Source organism: Nitrobacter sp. NHB1, from assembly GCF_036964665.1.
GTDB lineage: Bacteria > Pseudomonadota > Alphaproteobacteria > Rhizobiales > Xanthobacteraceae > Nitrobacter.
In genome coordinates this window covers 135,863-152,441 of record NZ_JBAMDA010000004.1, presented here as the reverse complement: position 1 = coordinate 152,441, position 16,579 = coordinate 135,863, and the positions used below count along the sequence as shown (strand labels likewise).

Here is a 16,579-nt window from a genome sequence, read left to right as displayed (position 1 = left end):
TATGCTGACACATCCTACCCACGAACGGCTGATCACGCTCGGCTTGACCGGCATGGCCAAGGCCATGGAGGAACAACGACGATCACCCGATCTCAACGCGCTGTCGTTCGAGGAGCGCGTCGGCTTGCTGGTTGATCGCGAGGCCGCAGAGCGCGACACCAAACGTCTCACCACCCGCCTCAAATTCGCAGCCCTTCGGCAAAACGCATGCGTGGAAGATATCGACCTGCGCACGCCGCGCGGCATCGATCGCGCTGTGTTCGCCAAATTGATCGCCGGCGATTGGATCGCCCGTCATCAGAACCTGCTGATCACCGGGGCAACCGGGCTCGGCAAAAGTTGGATTGCCTGTGCACTTGGCCACAAGGCCTGTCGCGACAATCGATCGGTCCAATACCATCGCGTGCCCCGCCTGTTCGAGGCGCTCGCGCTGGCCCGCGGCGACGGCCGCTATGGCCGCCTGCTCAAAACCATCAGCCGCGTGCAGCTGCTGGTACTCGACGATTGGGGCCTGTCGGTGCTCAACCCGTCAGAGCGACGCGACCTTCTCGAGATCCTCGATGATCGCCACGGTCGCGCCTCCACCGTCGTCACCAGCCAGGTCCCGGTCGATCAATGGCACGCCGTCATCGGCGACCCAACATTGGGCGACGCCATCCTGGACCGCCTCGTTCACAACGCCCACCGCCTCCAACTCAGCGGAGAAAGCATGCGAAAACAGAACGCGCGAAACAGAACGCTTGACGAAGCCGCGAACCCCTGAACCAATCACCAAGTCGGCCAAAGCGGCTGCTCATGATCGCCTGAAATGTCTGCTCACGATCAAATGAAACGAGCGCTCACCATCGAGTGAAATCGCCGCTCACGATCACCGAAATGCGCACCATTGCGCAAAGCACCGGGTTTGCGAACTAGCACCGGTACGTAATGCCAGGGATCGTAGGTGGTCTCGCCACGACCGAATGAGCGGGGATGCTCGGCAACGATGCGTCCGTCCTGGCGGATCACGATCCGGTCGGCATAGGCATGAACCTCGACAGGCCGTCCGACGGCGCTGGCTGCGACCGAGTATTTGTTGTTGTCGAAGCGCACCAGGCAGGTCTTTGAGACCGATGCCGGCACCGCGTGGAATCCGTCGAACCGGCCCGCATAGGGAACGAGCTTCGGCCGCTCGGCTTCGAACACCTCCCAGACCGTCTGTTCGGGCAGTTCTGGATGCCTGTGCGCCTTGGCGTAGGTGATGCACTTGTCCAGCAGCCAGGCGTTCAACTCGTTGAGATTCTTGAACCGCAGCCGGGGTGTGAAGAAGCGTTCCCGGACAAGCCCAACCTGGTTCTCGACTTGGCCCTTCTCCCAACCCGACGCTGGCGTACAGGCAACCGGATCGACGAGATAATGGCTGCACATCTGCAGGAAGCGGCGATTGTAGAAACGACCTTTACCGACGAAGATCGTCTCCACGGCCGTCTTCATGTTGTCGTAGATGCCGCGCACGCAGGTGCCTTTGAACAGAGCGAACGCCCGGTCGTGGGCATCGAACACCATCTCCTGCGTCTCGCGCGGATAGCACCGCACGAACAGCATCCGGCTGTGGCAGAGCCGGACATGGGCGGCCTTCACGATCACCGTCACGCCATTGAGCAGGACGACCTCGTGGCTCCAGTCAAACTGATAGGCTTCTCCCGGCGCAAAGCTCAGCGGGACATAAGCCGCAGCCGTCGATTGTCCGCGCTCCTTGCTCCATCGCCTGGCGTAACGTCGCACGGCGTCGTAACCGCCATCATAGCCGCGGCCGCGGAGATCCTCGAAGATCCGGATCAACGTCAGCTGTTCGCGAGCCGACTTGCCTGCGTTCCCTGACAACAATCCGTCGAGTTCTGCCGCCCACCGTCCCAGCTTCGGCCGCGGCTGGATGACACGCTCGTACTCGAACGAGGTCTCGCCTGACCTCAGCACCTTCCGGACCGTGTTCCGCGACACCTTCAGGTCACGGGCGATCTCCTTGATCGTCTTGCCCTTGATGAAGTGCTCGCGCCGTATCCGGGCAATTGTCTCCACGATCAGCATCCCCGACCACCTGCTTCATGACAAAGCAGGCAGCGCAACAGACCAACCTGTAGGGGGTCAATTTTGGACGCCGATCCCCCGGCTTAGGGGGTCAATATTGCAGGCCGAATGACACCCAGCAGAGCGATGAGTGCGTGCCGTTCTTACCGCAACTGCTCGGATAACGCTTCGCCGTTCAAAACCAGCGTCCGCGGCCATAGTAGCCGCCACCGCCAATGAGAAGCACGATTACAATGATGATGATGAGCGTTGTAGTGTCCATGTCGGGCCCCTAGTAAGGTTATATCCAGCAGGGAACCACCAACTGCCCGCTTAGTTCCAACATTTAAAGCTAACCAGCTTAATTCAATGAACTACGACCCCTCAAGAAAGCGCGGCAGCTGCTCGCTGAACCGCGGCGTTGAGATTCTGCCTCAGTCGACCCTATCCCCGCCGTCGATGCGTTCATCAAGGCGATCTGGGCCAACATCTTCATAGGAGGCAATCGCGCCTTCTACGATACGAGCTGCGACCGCATACATCTGCCCGACCCGTCGCAGTTCAGGACCGCGGAGTACTTTTATGCCACCAACCTCCATGAAAGCGTTCATTATGCCGTAAGATGGATTATGCCGCATGGCCAAGCTTTGCAGCGAGCAAACCGGTTCTGGGCCAAGCGGCAGTTCGGCATAATCAGAGCCATCAGGAAACCACGAAGTTAGGTGGTTAGCTGCCTGTCGGCTTCAAGGCTCAAGCGGACAGGAGCAGTCCTTGCTGCGATCGAATTACCCCTTTCGGGCGGTAGTGAAGCAGAGGGCAACTTCGTTCGGAACGTTGCCGTTCACGGCGTCCGCAGTGGCGCTGCGAATGTAGTCGGTCCTTATCGCCGCACGGATATCCGGTTTGGTTTCCTTGATACCGCGCCAAGCTGCGCATTTCGGTGATCGTGAGCGGCGATTTCACTCGATGGTGAGCGCTCGTTTCATTTGATCGTGAGCAGACATTTCAGGCGATCATGAGCAGCCGCTTTGGCCGACTTGGTGATTGGTTCAGGGGTTCGCGGCTTCGTCAAGCGTTCTGTTTCGCGCGTTCTGTTTTCGCATGCTTTCTCCGCTGAGTTGGAGGCGGTGGGCGTTGTGAACGAGGCGGTCCAGGATGGCGTCGCCCAATGTTGGGTCGCCGATGACGGCGTGCCATTGATCGACCGGGACCTGGCTGGTGACGACGGTGGAGGCGCGACCGTGGCGATCATCGAGGATCTCGAGAAGGTCGCGTCGCTCTGACGGGTTGAGCACCGACAGGCCCCAATCGTCGAGTACCAGCAGCTGCACGCGGCTGATGGTTTTGAGCAGGCGGCCATAGCGGCCGTCGCCGCGGGCCAGCGCGAGCGCCTCGAACAGGCGGGGCACGCGATGGTATTGGACCGATCGATTGTCGCGACAGGCCTTGTGGCCAAGTGCACAGGCAATCCAACTTTTGCCGAGCCCGGTTGCCCCGGTGATCAGCAGGTTCTGATGACGGGCGATCCAATCGCCGGCGATCAATTTGGCGAACACAGCGCGATCGATGCCGCGCGGCGTGCGCAGGTCGATATCTTCCACGCATGCGTTTTGCCGAAGGGCTGCGAATTTGAGGCGGGTGGTGAGACGTTTGGTGTCGCGCTCTGCGGCCTCGCGATCAACCAGCAAGCCGACGCGCTCCTCGAACGACAGCGCGTTGAGATCGGGTGATCGTCGTTGTTCCTCCATGGCCTTGGCCATGCCGGTCAAGCCGAGCGTGATCAGCCGTTCGTGGGTAGGATGTGTCAGCATAGGGATCTCCAGGGTTCAGTGGAAATAGTCCTGACCGCGGATGTTGCCGTGGCGCAGGGGGTGGTCGTCGGTTGCCTCGTCGAGGAATGCGCGATCCAGTCCGTTCTTGAGGATCGAACGGATCGAGGCGACGGAATGCGCCTTGATCAGGATGCCGCGCCGGCAGGCGGCGTCGATGCGGGCATCGTCGTAGCTCCTGGTCAGCGCCAGGATGCCGAGGCAGGTGCGAAAGCCTTGTTCTGGATGCGGCCGGGCCGCGATGACGGCCTGGAAAAACGCCGCGGTCGATGGGCCGATCTTCTCGCCGGCGGCGATCAGCCCTCCCGGCGTCCACTTGCCGTAGCGGCGATGCGCGCTCGGCATGTGGTCGGCAATTGTGGTGTGGCCGCGCCGGTTCGGCGCACGCGGGTGGCTGGCAATCCTCTGGCCCTTGTGGAAGATCTCGACCGTCTTGTCGGTGATGCGAACATCGACGAGTTCACGGATCAGGCGATACGGCGTGGAATACCAATGGCCATCGACCTCGACGTGATAATCGGGGGCGACGCGGCAACGCTTCCAGCGCGCAAAGACATAGGGCTGCTCCGGCAACTCCCCCAGCTTGGGACGGTCGACCTCGGCAAACAGTTCGGCACGGCTGGTGCCGAATCCGCGCATCTGCCGGGCGTTGAGCTCGACAACCAGGGTACGAATCGCAGCATTCAGCTCTGCCAGGGAAAAGAACCGTTGATTGCGCAGGCGCGCCAAAATCCAGCGCTGTGCGATCTGGACGGCGACCTCGACCTTGGCCTTGTCCTTCGGTCGTCTCGGCCTCGCCGCAAGGATCGCGGTGCCGTAATGACCGGCCATCTCGGCATAGGTTCGGTTGATCCCGGGATCGTAGCGATCGGGGTTGGTCACGGCGGCCTTGAGATTATCGCAGACCACGAACTTCGGCACGCCGCCGAGATACCTGAACAGGTTGGTATGCACGCCGATCCAGTCGGACAGGCTCTCGCTTGGGCAAGCCTCGGCGTAGGTGTAGTTCGAGGCTCCCATCGCCGCGACGAACAGCTTCATGGCGTGCGCTTCGCCGGTGATCGGATCGACGACGTCGATGGTGTCGCCGGCAAAATCAACGAACACCTTCTCCCCGCCGATGTGGGTCTGGCGCATCGACGGGCGCACGCGGTTCTTCCAGGCCTCGAAGGTCGTGCAAAACCAGGTGTAGCCAAAGCCGTCCGGATTGGCGGCGCGATACTCTTCCCAGAGCAGCAGGCGCGTCACGCTGCGGCGGCGAAGCTCCTTCTCGACAAAAGCCCAGTCCGGTATCGGGCGCCGGTCGCTTTGCGACGCTGACGCCGGTGCCGGGAATAGCAACAGTTCCAAGCCATCGTCGTCCATTCCTTCCGGAAGTGGCCAGGCGAGCCCCGCCAGGCGCGCTCGCCGCACGTAGCCATGGACCACGCCATTACTCACCCCCAAGGTCCGCGCGATGACCCGCTCGGTCAACCCTTGGTGCCTCAAACGTAAAACTTCTCTGATCCGGCGCATCGACAATCTCTCGGTAGGCATCGGGCTTCCTCATCGGTTGAATGAGGAACCCGTAACCCGGTTGAGTTTGTCGGCCGAAGCGTCAGGCACCCGCGAAAGGGGTGCTCACGATCGCCTGAAATCGCTGCTCACGATCCCGCGAAATCCCTGCTCACGATCATCTGAAATCGGTGCTCACGATCCCGCGAAACACGCAGCCAAGCCGGATGATCTAAGCGCTCATCATACATCGCGATCACCTGACTGAGTGCGATCGGAGCGACACTGGCAACCTCCTTACGAACGCTGACTACCTCAAAACCAGCTTGCTCGACGAGAGCGCAGCATTTCCCGGGCGTGTCCGCCACCTCGCCGTAACTTAGCTCCACCCCATGACGGAGCGCCGCTTCCGATGCTCGCTGCGAGAAGCCGAAGGGCTTGCTTGGCGTATCAAACGCGATTGTGCCTCCGGGCTTGAGCAGATCATGCCAGCGCCGCAAGGCGGCAAGAATATCCGACATCAGCACCAGGGCAGACCCGCAGAACAGGCGATCGAAGCTAAAATCGTCAAAGCTTGGCTTCTCGGCATCTCCCAACTCGAACTGAACGTTGCTTAGCTGCGCCGCTTCCGCGCTGCGACGCGCTGCTGCCAGCATCCCTGCAGAGTTGTCCAAGCCGATGACCCATCCGGACGATCCCAGGAGCTTGGCGACCTGCAACGCGACCAGGCCGGTGCCGGTTGCCAAGTCCAACACTCGTTCGTCACGCACGAATGTGAAGGGAGCGAGTAAAAGTTCGACAATCCGCTTGTGCGTTTCGTCCTGGTCGTAGCTCGGTCCCCGTCGATCGAAATGCGCAGTGTCGCCCATCGACGCCTCCTATCTGCTGCGTAAGGCAGCTTGCAGACAACGCGAACCGCACGTCAAATGTCCTCGGTCGGAAGCGGCCGCAAACCTGGTTAAAAGATATGGCTTTGGCGTGAAGATTGTCGCTCCAACAATATGGAGCACAAGAAATGGAAATATTTAATCAGACGACCTGCCTCGACCCCTACTTCGTATCGTTCGAGAAAAGCCTTTCATCGAAGAACTACAAGCCGGCTACGCTCGAAAATTATCGCTACCTTCTTCGCCGTTTTGGTCGCTTGCTCGAAGCCGAGGGCATTGAACCGTCGGCGCTGACGCCAGACCTTGCCGTCGAATTTGGACGGCGGTTGCCCGCCACGCCGAAGAGCCAGATCAAAATCCCTAATCTCGCCAGGCTGTTCGTTGCGCATCTTATTGAGCTAGGAGTGGCGACACGACCCCTCCTTACGCCTGCGCAGGCCGAGCGTCACGAACTGCTGGGCAACTTTGAAACCTATCTTCTGCGGCAGCGCGGCCTCAGCCCTCGCTCGGTCTATCATGTGCTGCGGTTCGCGGATCGCTTTCTCGATCATCGCTTCGGCGACCATATGCTCGATCTGCCGGCGCTGAACGCCCGGGATGTCGTGTCATTCATGGAGTACCTCCTAGCGCGCAAGCGCCCGTTCCGCGACAAGACGCCGGCCACACATTTGCGCAGCTTCTTCCAGTATCTGTTCGCACAGGGCTTCACGAATACGAACCTGTCGCTCTGTGTACCCCGGGCGCATAAGCCCTGGGGCGCAAGGCTTCCGCGTCATCTGTCGCCCGACGAGGTGGAGACCGTTCTGGCATCGGTGCGCGCCAATCCGCGGCGTGGAGCCCGCGACTACGCAATGCTGTTGCTGATGGCCCGCCTTGGCCTACGCGCGCTCGAGGTCATGGCAATCCAACTCGACGATATAGACTGGCGCGCAGGGGAACTGCTGGTTCGCGGAAAAGGACAGCGCCATGATCGACTGCCGATCCCGACCGACGTGGGTGAAGCGATCAGTAAATATCTACGGGAGGACCGAACCTCTGCAACCACCCGCACGCTGTTCGTTACGCTGCGAGCACCAAACCGCCCGTTCAAGGATAGCCAGGTCGTCAACGACATATTGAAGGAGGCATTTGCGGCGACAGGAGTGAAGCCGCCGACACCCTATGTGGATCCTGCGCCACAGCCTGGCGACGAACATGGTTCGCGCCGGGGCCTCGCTGGAAGAGATTGGCGATCTGCTGAGGCATCGGTCGCGGGCGACGACGATGATCTACGCGAAGCTTGACACGGACGGATTGCGCTCCATCGCCCAGCCCTGGCCTGTCGCGGAGGTGGCACGATGAGCTTCCTTACCGAACTTGACCGCTATCTGACTGTCAGAAGACAGCTCGGCGCCAATCTGAGCACCGATGAGCGAATTCTACGTCGCTTCGCCACCTTCGCCGACCGCGATGACCTGGAGTACGTCAACACCAATCTGGTCATGCGCTGGCTCGAAAGCTTGCCCTCCGCCACTCCAGGAACTCGGGCAACACGCTTCAGGGTAGCCCGCCAATTTGCCGAATGGTTGCACGGGATGGACCCGAAGCACGAGGCACCGCCCCGGGGACTGGTGCCCGGTCGCGTTCAACGTGTGCATCCATATATTTATAGTGAATCCGAAATCGTTGCGATCATCGAGCATGCGCGGATACTGCCATCGGTCTACGGCATACGCGGCCTAACCTGCTCGACGCTCTTCGGCCTGATCGCCGTGACCGGCCTCCGGATCAGCGAAGCTCTCGGTCTCGACCCTGCCGATCTCGATGTTGGATCCGGAGTGCTTCATGTCCGTCAGGGCAAGCTTGGCAAGGAACGCCTGCTACCGTTGGACCTAAGCGTCGTGATGCAACTGGAAAGATATGGTCGCGAGCGGGACCGGCTGCTCGGGCGCAGGCCGGAAGCATTCTTCGTGACCTGCGAGGGGCATCGGCTTGGAGATTGCGGTGCGCGCTACAACTTCGCGCATGTTTGCCAACAGATCGGGCTGCGAGAGCCGCAGCTTTATCTTCGGCATGGCCGTGGCCCGCGGATCCACGATCTTCGTCACACCTTCGCGGTGCGGACCATGCTGGGCTGGTATCGGTCAGGCAAAGATGTTGGCCGCGAGATGATCAAGCTCACGACATGGCTCGGTCATGCGAACCCCGCCCATACATACTGGTATTTGGAAGCGGTTCCGGAACTGCTGGAGTTGGCCTCCGCTCGAATAACAGGCGCGGCCATGGAGGCAGAAATCCAATGAAGGCGACCACCTTCCCTGCGCTGATCCAGCGCTTCTTCACCGATCGGCTCTGCACGCAGATGGAGGCGAGCCGTCATACCGTCGCCGGTTATCGGGACACATTCCGGCTGCTGATCCGGTATGCGAGCGCACGGTGTGGAAAGCCGCCCACGAAGCTGACGATCGAAGATCTCGATGCCGATCTCGTTGCCGACTTCCTGACCTATGTCGAAACGGCGCGAGGCAACACAGCACGCACCCGAAATACGCGCCTTGCCGCCATCCGCTCATTCTTCCGCTACGTTGCATTGACTGACCCGAGTTGGCTTCTTCATTGCCAGCGCATTCTCTCAATGCCCAACAAGCGATACGTGAAGCGGAGCGTGACGTTCCTCGACGCTGAGGAGATAGCGGCCCTGCTTGCGGCGCCGGATCGGACGACGTGGGTGGGGCGGCGTGATCACGTCTTGCTGGTGCTTGCACTTCAGACCGGGTTGCGGGCTTCCGAACTGACCAGCCTGCGCTGCAAGGATGTGGTACTTGGCACTGGCGCTCACATCCGCTGCATCGGCAAGGGACGAAAAGAACGCAGCACGCCTCTGCGTCGCGATACGTCCAAACTGATCCAGGCCTGGATAGGCGAACGCCTTGAAAGCGACGGGCCGTTGTTCCCGTCGATCCGGGGCGAGCGGCTCAGCCGTGACGCTTTGGAACATCTGGTACGCAAGCATTGCCTAACGGCATCGCGAGCTTGCCCCAGCCTCGCAAGCAAACGCGTCACGCCGCACACGCTGCGCCATAGTACGGCGATGGAGTTGCTCCATCACGGTGTCGATCAATCCGTGATCGCACTATGGCTCGGGCATGAATCCGTGGAAACAACCCAGATCTATATCCACGCCGACATGCGGTTGAAGGAAAAGGCGCTCTCTCAGGTCGCTAGCCCCGAAACGCATCCTGGACGATATCGCCCCAGCGACGAACTGCTCGCCTTCCTCGAAGCGCTCTGATTATGCCGAACTGCCGCATGGCCCAGAACCGGTTTGCTCGCTGCAAAGCTCGGCCATGCGGCATAATCCATCTTACGGCATAATGCACGTTATGCCGATATCGGCATAACGGTCATTGGAGCGGAAGGGCTCATAGGCTTGGAGGCGCTTCAGTCTGACGCCGGAACCCGCTAATGCGCAGAATGGAACCGCAGTTCCCTCGGAACGCATCTGGGCCGCGCCGGTTATCTCGTATGTCTAGCGCAAAGGAGATGTACATGGGCAACGATAGCAGCACGAACTTCCCTCCAGCAGGACAGCCGAAGGAGGACCCAAAGAAGACCCTCGGCAAGACCATGGAAGAGCTGACCAAGGAAAAGGAAAAAGAGCTGGACGAGAAGATGAAGAATAGCGACGGCAGTATCAAGTACGCCAAGCCGGGACGGAGCGACATTCTGCCATAGAGAGTTTACGTGCGTGCCAATGCGAGGAAGAGCCGTCAGTGCCCATAACGGGGCTGGCGGTTTTCGTCCGTTTGGGGATGTGGCATGAACGGTCCCTTCTGCTCGACAGCGCGGATGCCGGCATTGGCCAAGCGTATGCGAAGCGTCATTCCTCCCGACCATGCGGACAAGATGCTGGCGGCAACCAAATGCTCGGCGCCATCCCGAGGCTCTACTTGGCCAGTGCCTTGCAGGTAATCGAGCGCTATTTCCAGCGCTTCATTGAGATCTGGATTGGGGGTAGCGCAGCGGCCACTCGTATTCGTATCTCATCGCGCTTTCTCCAGTTCTGGAAATGCGCAAGGGGATTCGTCAGGATCAACGTCGCCCGGGTCGGTGATGCCGCCGCTGCGGCTTTGGTGCGCCTTGATGAAGAGGTCCGCCCTTCAGCTCCGTTACATCGACGGCGCCCTCGAAGACCGCGAATACATTCTCGGGAAGGATTTCACGGCGGCGGACATCCAGTTAAGTTTCGTTGGGGAGTTGGCGGCCGCACGCATCGGTGTCGCCGAGTATCCCAACGTCGTGGGTTGGGTGAGGCGGTTCCAGGCTCGCCCCGCCTATAAGACTGCCCTGGTGCGCGGCGGCCCCTACAGCTTCGCAGCGTGAGCGATCCATCGATCCAGCAATCAATGGGGCGGACTTGATCCGCTGCATGTAACACCGAGGACTGACATGTCGCTTCGTGATGCGCTTGCCGGGCTCTATCTCCGGCTCGATGCCGATCAACACCGCGAACGCTACGCGGCCGTCGCGGACCTCATAGCCGACGAGGAGAAAAGACGGGTCCACCAAGTTGGCGATAAAGTTCCCACATTTGCTCTAACAGACCCCGACCTAGGCCGTGTCAATTCCTCCGAACTCTTGCTGCGTGGTCCGCTGATCGTGAACTTCTATCGCGGACTGTGGTGCTCGTATTGCCAGCAAGACCTGCTCGGTCTTGAGCAAATCATCCCAGACATCCGCAAAGCCAATGCTTCCATCGTTGTGATAACGCATGGCCTGGAGGCGACCGCCCGGCAGCGCCTCAGACAGACGACGAATTTCGGATTCCCGATCGTCGATGATGTGAACGGCGAGGTCGCCGAGCAGTTCGGCATTCGCTGGGCTCCAGAAGACGCGAGCCTGATCGAAAACGCCCTTGGGGCCGATCTCGTCACATTGCGCGGGACAGGCCCATGGATTTTGTCCATGCAGGCCCGTTACGTCGTTGGTCAAGATGGCGTCATCGTTTTTGCGAACGTCGCTGCGGACTACGACTAGCGTTCCGAGCCGGCGACGGTTTTGCCGGTATTGGCCGAACTCGTGTTTGCCGACAAATAGCGCTGGTAACGCGATAACGCAGAAAATTGTGAGGTCGGCTTGGTCACTTACGATCCAGACATTCTTGCCAGAGGCCTCGATGTCATCTTCTGTGGCGTCAATCCTGCTTTGAGCGCGGCGATTGCGGGCCATAACTTCTCGAACTCAAGCAATCGTTTCTGGCCTGCGCTGCATCTCGCCGGCTTCACCGATGTACGCCTGCAGCCACAGAACGAGCGTCGGCTGCTCGAATATCGCTGCGGCATTACCGTCGTTGTTCTCAGACCGACCAATCGCGCGCAGAACGTTTCGCCCGAGGAATTCCAGCAAGCATGGCACTCGTTCGAGGCAAAGGTGCGCCAATACGCGCCACGCGCAATCGCCTTTCTTGGAAAGCGCGCGTTCTCGATCATGACCGGCCAACCGGATCCCGCATGGGGCCGGCAGTGGGCGGAGTTTGCCGATACGACTGCGTGGCTCCTCCCCAATCCAAGCGGCCGCAACCTCAGCTTCACGCTCGGCGCCCTGGTAAGCGCCTACGCCGAACTCCGCATGGTGCTGGCACGGCTCAGTTCAGTGCGATCAACGGTGGCTGTTGCAGGAGATAAACGACGCCGCGCGGCGGGGGGAGGCGGCCGAGCCGCGCAACGCATGAGGCACCCCATCAAAAACCTCTATCACCTTGCAGAGGCCGACAATCTGGCTTCGCTCATCGAGCATGGTTTGATGAGTACCGAGGGCTTGCTTGATTTAGTGCGGATCGCCGAGCCGGAACGCAAAGAGCTCCTTCGCAGGCATAGGCCAGAGAATGTCCGCCTGTCCGAAAGCGTGATGATCCGTGATCAGCGGCCGATGCCGCCCGCTGTCCTTGCGCCCGCGCTCGATGATGGCCTTTTACCGTCCGATTGGTACACCCTGCTGAACGGGTTCGTTCGTCTTCCTATGGCCAGCCAGATCGCGAGCGCATGAACAGGCAGCGACGCGCCTATGCCAGCCGCCCACAGTTGGTGCTCACATTCGACGCCGTGGCATTGATCGACCCTTGGCGAGCAGGACGATCCGGGCCATGCGCGAGCCGATCCAAACACCCTAATTCAACGCGAAGATGGAAGCGTTGAGCGCCGAGGCGAAGGCGACCCAGGCAGCATAGGAAGGAACAGCCACGTCGCCACGCGATCCTGCCGCCATGCTGTGGCAATGAAGGCGAGGATGACGGCGAGCAGCAGCAGGATCACTGCGAGCGCGGCGCCGATCTGGTGCGCGGCGAAGAAGGTCGGCGACCACAGGAAATAAGCACGAGCTGCGCCCACCACAGCTTCATCGGCCAGCCGTCGCGATTTCGCTCAAAGACACGCCAGCCGGCGATGGCGATCAAGCTGTAGAGCAGCGTCCAAACCGGCGCAAACAGCCAGTTCGGCAGGTTGAAGGCAGGCTTTGCGAGCGCCGAATACCATTCGCCCGGCGCGGTCAGGACGCCGATGGCCAGACCACCGCCTATCACGATAATGAGAAACAGTATCAGCGGAAGGATGCGGTTCATGATGTGCGGTGTTCCCGGTGCTTCCTTTCACCCGAAATCTTCGCGGCCACCTCTCGCACGGCAAGCCTTTCCGGCTCCAGCTTCAACTCCGCACCGGCCCGCGTCAGCGCAGCTTCTGAATGCCTCGTTGCGGCGACGCTGAACGCGGCGCGGTCGGCACCCACCAGCGCGAGGAACGCCTTCTGAAGCCGGAGATGAATCTCCACCATCCCGGCACCATCCCGCGCTATCGGCGCGAATACATCATCGAACATGTCGCCGACCTCGATCGCAGGAACCCATACATGTGGGCAGTCAATCTTAGCGTCGGCTCCCGAATCGTCGAAGCGCCCCCATTGCGCCAGCAGCCGGACGGCGCGTCCGATCACGTCGATAGCCGTTCCGGGATCGTTGACGGCGGGAGACAGCGCGCGAGAAGCAATCTCGGCCAGCACGCAGAGGCCGAAGCGCGGGTCCTGATCGAAGGTACGTTCCGCTCCGATCGTGAAGGCCTTGGCGACCGCCTTGCGGATGTCGTCGTCCTCAGGCCCGACCACCATGGCGACAGGCCTTGCTGGATCGGCGAAAACGCCAGGCAGCGCCGTGACGAAGACCTGAACTCCGGACTTCTTTGCGCAATCCTCAAGCGCTGGCACATCCACATGCTGAACGTAGCCGATCGCTTCCGAGAACACCTGCAGCGCGCTTTCGGGAACGTCCCCGCCGCGAACCATCGGGCGGCGCCCGCCAAGATTAGGATACGCAAGGCGCGTCTTCATCGCCTTCCATGTCGCCTCCTCCACGCGTTCAATCGTCTCGCCGAGCCGGCCGAACCGCGCGAGGTAATCGACCCAACGCAGAATTGTGACGGCAATCAGCGCAATCAGGCCGATCGTCGCCACCAACAACACCGCGCGCCCCTGATCGCCATAAAGTCCGGTGCTCAACGCGATGATGCCGACGAGGCTGAACAGAAACGAACCGATGAAGGTGCCAAGCACGTTCTTGCTGGTGTTGTCCTCCATCAGCAGGCGCGTGGCGCGCGGCGTCACGTTGTTCGTCGCCGCGCCATAGGCTGCAACCATCGTGCTGACGGAGAACACCGTCACGGCAAGCATGCTCGACGCCAGCACGTTGAGAACTCCGTCGATCGCCTTCGCGCCGATTGTGATTGTCCAAGTGTCGGGAACATAAGGGGCGAAAAAAATGCCGGCGACGGCTGTGGCGACGCCAGCCAGACCGAACAGCGTAACCCGCAGCCAGAGCTTGCGCGAAAACAAGAGCAGCAACCATTGCCAGCGCGCCATCATTCCGCGGCCTCCGAAGCATCGTCAGCAATAGTGGGAACCGGTTTTGCGTCTGGCGATGCGGAATCGAAAGTGTCGCGGTCCTCGGCCGGCGCCAGCTCCCTCGGCGAGCAGAGCGTCCAGCAGGTGGCGGCGGCGGCGGCGGTGAGGCTCGCCTCCAGCCGGTCGCAGAGCGCGATCAGCGCATCGACCTTGGCAACAATGCGATATTGCTCAGCAAGAGGTGGGAGGGGAAAGGGCAGGACCGCGAAATCCGCGTCGTTGATCGCGGGGTGGGCTTGCCCGCGCTGGTTCTCCTCAACGCACGCCACCGCTCGTCGTCCGCGTCCTGCAGCACGAGCTTGCCGCGCACGGCGAGGTTGAGAAAGAAAGCGCCGCAGGCGCGCAATCGCGCCGGGCGCGTCGGCGATCCGTTCATAACGCTTAAGGCGATCCGCGTTCATCGGGCCATCTCTCATCGAAGAAAGGTCGGCGAGGATCACCTTCAACTGATCGCGCAAGCCCGCCGTCTCGGCCTCGGCGCGGGCGAGGTCGGCCAACAGGGTTTCCAGGTCGCCGTGATCGTAGGCCACGGCGTGCGGGTTCTTGATGTCGAGATTGTTAGCCCGCGCGCCTTTACCTCGTCGGCGGTGACACGCCATGCCTGCGGCGTCTCCTCGCGGCCCTTGCCGCCCCACTAGTCGATACAGCCTTGAAAAGTCTCCAGCCGGATCGGCTTGGTCATTGAATAGGCCTTCTGGCCTTCCGGCACGCGGTGCTCGTAGAACCAGATGTCGTCGGTTCGCCTTGCGCGTCACCGGCTGGCCGCGCACGATGATACGGCCCTTGGTGTAATAGACATCCTCCCGAACCTGGGTCATCATCTCGTCCCAGCCGGCACGCTGACGGCCGGCAGGAATGAACTTGGTGCAGATATCGCGCTCGGTTAGCCCCCGCTTGATCATTCTTCCGCGCGAATCCCTCGATCTTCAAAACCAACGCGAACTATAGACGCAAACACCCTCCGCGCGCACCCTGCTGCGCAGCGGTTCGCACCCAGAAAAAGGCCCTATGCTCCCAGTGAAATGCGGGTCGTTACCGCCCACATCGGCCCATCGCTCCGGGAAGAACCTAACCGCGCCCTCATCGGGAAAGGCAACTGTTCAGCGAGTTCCAGCTTAGCGGCACGGTTCCTGAAGATCATCTGGTGCGGAAGATCTATACTGCGCTTGTAGGTGTGGCTCGGCTGCAAGCTCAGCCTGTAACTTCCGGGCATTGGAAGCGAATAAAACAACGACCAAATGCTGAAAACCGAGGAGCGGCTCAGGTCGCTCATGATCCAGAGTCAGGCAGGAGATCAGCCTTCCTACCGTTCCGCCGGCATCTCGCCGAAAGCGCGGCCGCGGACGACCTTGTTCAGGAGACGCTGATCGCCCTGCACCGTCGCCTGATGACCTACGAGCCGGGCCGGCCATTCACCGCCTGGCTATATGCGATCGCGCGCTACAAGCTCATCGATCATCTGCGCAGCAGCAGACGCCATAGAGCGCTTCCACTCGACGAGACGCCGGAGGTTCTCTTCGCCGTCGATCGTACCGCACCGCAAGAGGACCATGACGATGTCGAGAGGATCCTCGCGAGCCTTCCCGAACGGCAACGCGCATTGGTCCGCGCGGTGAAGCTGGAAGGGCAGTCGATCGCGTATGTTTCCGCCGCCACAGGGCTCAGCCCTTCGGCCGTGAAGGTCACGATCCATCGTGCGATCAAGGCGCTCAGTCGTCGCATTGCGGGGGTAGGACGATGAGCGACCCCAAACAGTTACCCGCCCTCGTCGACAGGCTTGCCTTTGATCTGCAGCCCATCGGATGGGCGACGGTGTGGCGGCGTGTGCTTGGGACGCTTGGAATCTGCGCACTCGCCTCTCTGGCCGCAGTGCTCTGGCTTTGGGGCGTAAGGCCCGACATCGCGGCTGCGTTGCCGACGATGGCGTTCTGGGCGAAGGAATCGTTCGCCGCTGCACTCGCGCTCGCCGGCGTTACGGCTATGCTGCGGTTGGCCCGGCCGGATGGAAGAGCGCGAGGACCGGCGCGCTTGGCCTTCGGTGCGGCCATGATCATGGCGTTGCTGGCGATACTGCAACTCGGCATGAACCCGGGGGATCTCTGGCGTCATCTGGTGATGGTCAAGACGGCCGCGGTATGCCCGTAGTTGATTCTTCTGCTGGCGCTGCCGATCTTCGCCGGTGCCGTTGCTGCGATGCGCCGAATGGCCCCGACCCGGCTTAGCGAGGCCGGAGCCGCCGCGGGGCTCGCGACGGGCGGGCTCTCGGCGTTGGTCTATTCCGTCTCTTGCGACGAAAGCACGATGCCCTTTGTATTTGTTTGGTACGGCATCGCAGTGTTGGTCTCGACGGTCGTCGGCGCCGCATTAGGACGCCGAGCATTGCGCTGGTGATCTGGATAG

Annotated in this window: 16 protein-coding genes and 5 pseudogenes; 12 read left to right on the top strand and 9 right to left on the bottom strand. The window is 61.1% G+C overall.

Annotated elements, in window-relative coordinates:
• Window position 1: 1 nt before the first annotated feature.
• Complete coding sequence (gene istB / locus V4R08_RS17805; RefSeq protein WP_335578154.1) at window positions 2-763, top strand: IS21-like element helper ATPase IstB; 762 nt, start codon at window positions 2-4, stop codon at window positions 761-763.
• A gap of 104 nt (window positions 764-867) precedes the next feature.
• Here the strand turns inward: istB (V4R08_RS17805) and istA (V4R08_RS17800) are convergent.
• Window positions 868-2,067 (bottom strand): annotated as a pseudogene (gene istA / locus V4R08_RS17800) (IS21 family transposase); the annotation flags it as partial.
• Window positions 2,068-2,492: 425 nt separating this feature from the next.
• Here istA (V4R08_RS17800) and V4R08_RS18315 point away from each other — a divergent pair.
• Window positions 2,493-2,768, top strand: coding sequence for a zincin-like metallopeptidase domain-containing protein (locus V4R08_RS18315; RefSeq protein WP_442935716.1), 276 nt, complete (start codon window positions 2,493-2,495; stop codon window positions 2,766-2,768).
• A 327-nt stretch (window positions 2,769-3,095) separates the two neighbouring features.
• On the opposite strand, the gene istB (V4R08_RS17795) is transcribed toward V4R08_RS18315, so the two are convergent.
• The 3 genes from istB (V4R08_RS17795) to V4R08_RS17785 all read right to left on the bottom strand — a co-directional run bounded on the left by istB (V4R08_RS17795) (window position 3,096) and on the right by V4R08_RS17785 (window position 6,238).
• Entirely contained in the window at window positions 3,096-3,857 is a 762-nt protein-coding gene (istB, locus tag V4R08_RS17795; RefSeq protein WP_335578154.1) for an IS21-like element helper ATPase IstB, read from the bottom strand.
• Window positions 3,858-3,872: 15 nt separating this feature from the next.
• Window positions 3,873-5,411 carry an IS21 family transposase gene (gene istA / locus V4R08_RS17790; RefSeq protein WP_335578153.1) on the bottom strand — a complete coding sequence of 513 codons (1,539 nt, stop codon included), beginning with the start codon at window positions 5,409-5,411 and terminating at the stop codon, window positions 3,873-3,875.
• Between the two features lie 107 nt (window positions 5,412-5,518).
• Window positions 5,519-6,238: a class I SAM-dependent methyltransferase gene (locus V4R08_RS17785; RefSeq protein ID WP_335580677.1), complete on the bottom strand. Its 720-nt coding sequence runs from the start codon at window positions 6,236-6,238 to the stop codon at window positions 5,519-5,521.
• A gap of 146 nt (window positions 6,239-6,384) precedes the next feature.
• On the opposite strand from V4R08_RS17785, the pseudogene V4R08_RS17780 reads away from it, so the two are divergent.
• From V4R08_RS17780 to mug, 8 genes and pseudogenes are all read left to right on the top strand, one after another.
• Window positions 6,385-7,353: pseudogene (locus tag V4R08_RS17780) on the top strand (tyrosine-type recombinase/integrase); the annotation flags it as partial.
• Between the two features lie 64 nt (window positions 7,354-7,417).
• Window positions 7,418-7,597, top strand: coding sequence for a tyrosine-type recombinase/integrase (locus V4R08_RS17775; RefSeq protein ID WP_335580676.1), 180 nt, complete (start codon window positions 7,418-7,420; stop codon window positions 7,595-7,597).
• The gene (locus tag V4R08_RS17770; RefSeq protein WP_335580675.1) at window positions 7,594-8,538 is read left to right on the top strand and encodes a tyrosine-type recombinase/integrase; all 945 of its coding nucleotides are present in this window, start codon (window positions 7,594-7,596) and stop codon (window positions 8,536-8,538) included. Before V4R08_RS17775 ends, V4R08_RS17770 begins: the two co-directional genes overlap by 4 nt.
• Window positions 8,535-9,527: a tyrosine-type recombinase/integrase gene (locus V4R08_RS17765; protein ID WP_335580674.1), complete on the top strand. Its 993-nt coding sequence runs from the start codon at window positions 8,535-8,537 to the stop codon at window positions 9,525-9,527. The genes V4R08_RS17770 and V4R08_RS17765 overlap by 4 nt, the downstream gene beginning before the upstream one ends.
• Window positions 9,528-9,784: 257 nt before the next feature.
• The gene (locus V4R08_RS17760) at window positions 9,785-9,970 is read left to right on the top strand and encodes a hypothetical protein (RefSeq protein WP_049769479.1); all 186 of its coding nucleotides are present in this window, start codon (window positions 9,785-9,787) and stop codon (window positions 9,968-9,970) included.
• Between the two features lie 408 nt (window positions 9,971-10,378).
• Entirely contained in the window at window positions 10,379-10,618 is a 240-nt protein-coding gene (locus V4R08_RS17755) for a glutathione binding-like protein (RefSeq protein ID WP_335580673.1), read from the top strand.
• A 66-nt stretch (window positions 10,619-10,684) separates the two neighbouring features.
• Window positions 10,685-11,272: a peroxiredoxin-like family protein gene (locus V4R08_RS17750; RefSeq protein WP_335580672.1), complete on the top strand. Its 588-nt coding sequence runs from the start codon at window positions 10,685-10,687 to the stop codon at window positions 11,270-11,272.
• Window positions 11,273-11,371: 99 nt separating this feature from the next.
• The gene (mug, locus tag V4R08_RS17745) at window positions 11,372-12,280 is read left to right on the top strand and encodes a G/U mismatch-specific DNA glycosylase (protein ID WP_335580671.1); all 909 of its coding nucleotides are present in this window, start codon (window positions 11,372-11,374) and stop codon (window positions 12,278-12,280) included.
• Between the two features lie 125 nt (window positions 12,281-12,405).
• On the opposite strand, the gene V4R08_RS18310 is transcribed toward mug, so the two are convergent.
• The 5 genes and pseudogenes from V4R08_RS18310 to V4R08_RS18305 form a co-directional block, all read right to left on the bottom strand.
• Entirely contained in the window at window positions 12,406-12,546 is a 141-nt protein-coding gene (locus tag V4R08_RS18310; protein ID WP_442935710.1) for a hypothetical protein, read from the bottom strand.
• Window positions 12,543-12,851, bottom strand: a complete 309-nt coding sequence (locus tag V4R08_RS17740; protein ID WP_442935709.1) for a TspO/MBR family protein — start codon at window positions 12,849-12,851, stop codon at window positions 12,543-12,545. The genes V4R08_RS18310 and V4R08_RS17740 overlap by 4 nt, the downstream gene beginning before the upstream one ends.
• Entirely contained in the window at window positions 12,848-14,137 is a 1,290-nt protein-coding gene (locus V4R08_RS17735; RefSeq protein WP_335580670.1) for a DUF2254 domain-containing protein, read from the bottom strand. Before V4R08_RS17735 ends, V4R08_RS17740 begins: the two co-directional genes overlap by 4 nt.
• A gap of 467 nt (window positions 14,138-14,604) precedes the next feature.
• Window positions 14,605-14,918: pseudogene (locus tag V4R08_RS17730) on the bottom strand (N-6 DNA methylase); the annotation flags it as partial.
• Window positions 14,899-15,081: pseudogene (locus V4R08_RS18305) on the bottom strand (hypothetical protein); the annotation flags it as partial. The pseudogenes V4R08_RS18305 and V4R08_RS17730, both read right to left, overlap by 20 nt.
• 242 nt (window positions 15,082-15,323) lie before the next feature.
• On the opposite strand from V4R08_RS18305, the gene V4R08_RS17725 reads away from it, so the two are divergent.
• Both V4R08_RS17725 and V4R08_RS17720 read left to right on the top strand, forming a co-directional pair.
• Window positions 15,324-15,920, top strand: a complete 597-nt coding sequence (locus tag V4R08_RS17725; protein ID WP_335580669.1) for a sigma-70 family RNA polymerase sigma factor — start codon at window positions 15,324-15,326, stop codon at window positions 15,918-15,920.
• Window positions 15,917-16,570 (top strand): annotated as a pseudogene (locus tag V4R08_RS17720) (NrsF family protein). Before V4R08_RS17725 ends, V4R08_RS17720 begins: the two are co-directional and overlap by 4 nt.
• Window positions 16,571-16,579 lie beyond the last annotated feature (9 nt).

Excerpts from the sequence above, each read along its gene's own strand:
- istB (WP_335578154.1), top strand. The coding sequence starts at position 2 with ATGCTGACACATCCTACCCACGAACGGCTGATCACGCTCGGCTTGACC.
- istB (WP_335578154.1), bottom strand. The coding sequence starts at position 3,857 with ATGCTGACACATCCTACCCACGAACGGCTGATCACGCTCGGCTTGACC.
- istA (WP_335578153.1), bottom strand. The coding sequence starts at position 5,411 with ATGCCTACCGAGAGATTGTCGATGCGCCGGATCAGAGAAGTTTTACGT.
- V4R08_RS17785 (WP_335580677.1), bottom strand. The coding sequence starts at position 6,238 with ATGGGCGACACTGCGCATTTCGATCGACGGGGACCGAGCTACGACCAG.
- V4R08_RS17775 (WP_335580676.1), top strand. The coding sequence starts at position 7,418 with ATGTGGATCCTGCGCCACAGCCTGGCGACGAACATGGTTCGCGCCGGG.
- V4R08_RS17770 (WP_335580675.1), top strand. The coding sequence starts at position 7,594 with ATGAGCTTCCTTACCGAACTTGACCGCTATCTGACTGTCAGAAGACAG.
- V4R08_RS17765 (WP_335580674.1), top strand. The coding sequence starts at position 8,535 with ATGAAGGCGACCACCTTCCCTGCGCTGATCCAGCGCTTCTTCACCGAT.
- V4R08_RS17760 (WP_049769479.1), top strand. The coding sequence starts at position 9,785 with ATGGGCAACGATAGCAGCACGAACTTCCCTCCAGCAGGACAGCCGAAG.
- V4R08_RS17755 (WP_335580673.1), top strand. The coding sequence starts at position 10,379 with ATGAAGAGGTCCGCCCTTCAGCTCCGTTACATCGACGGCGCCCTCGAA.
- V4R08_RS17750 (WP_335580672.1), top strand. The coding sequence starts at position 10,685 with ATGTCGCTTCGTGATGCGCTTGCCGGGCTCTATCTCCGGCTCGATGCC.
- V4R08_RS17740 (WP_442935709.1), bottom strand. The coding sequence starts at position 12,851 with ATGAACCGCATCCTTCCGCTGATACTGTTTCTCATTATCGTGATAGGC.
- V4R08_RS17735 (WP_335580670.1), bottom strand. The coding sequence starts at position 14,137 with ATGGCGCGCTGGCAATGGTTGCTGCTCTTGTTTTCGCGCAAGCTCTGG.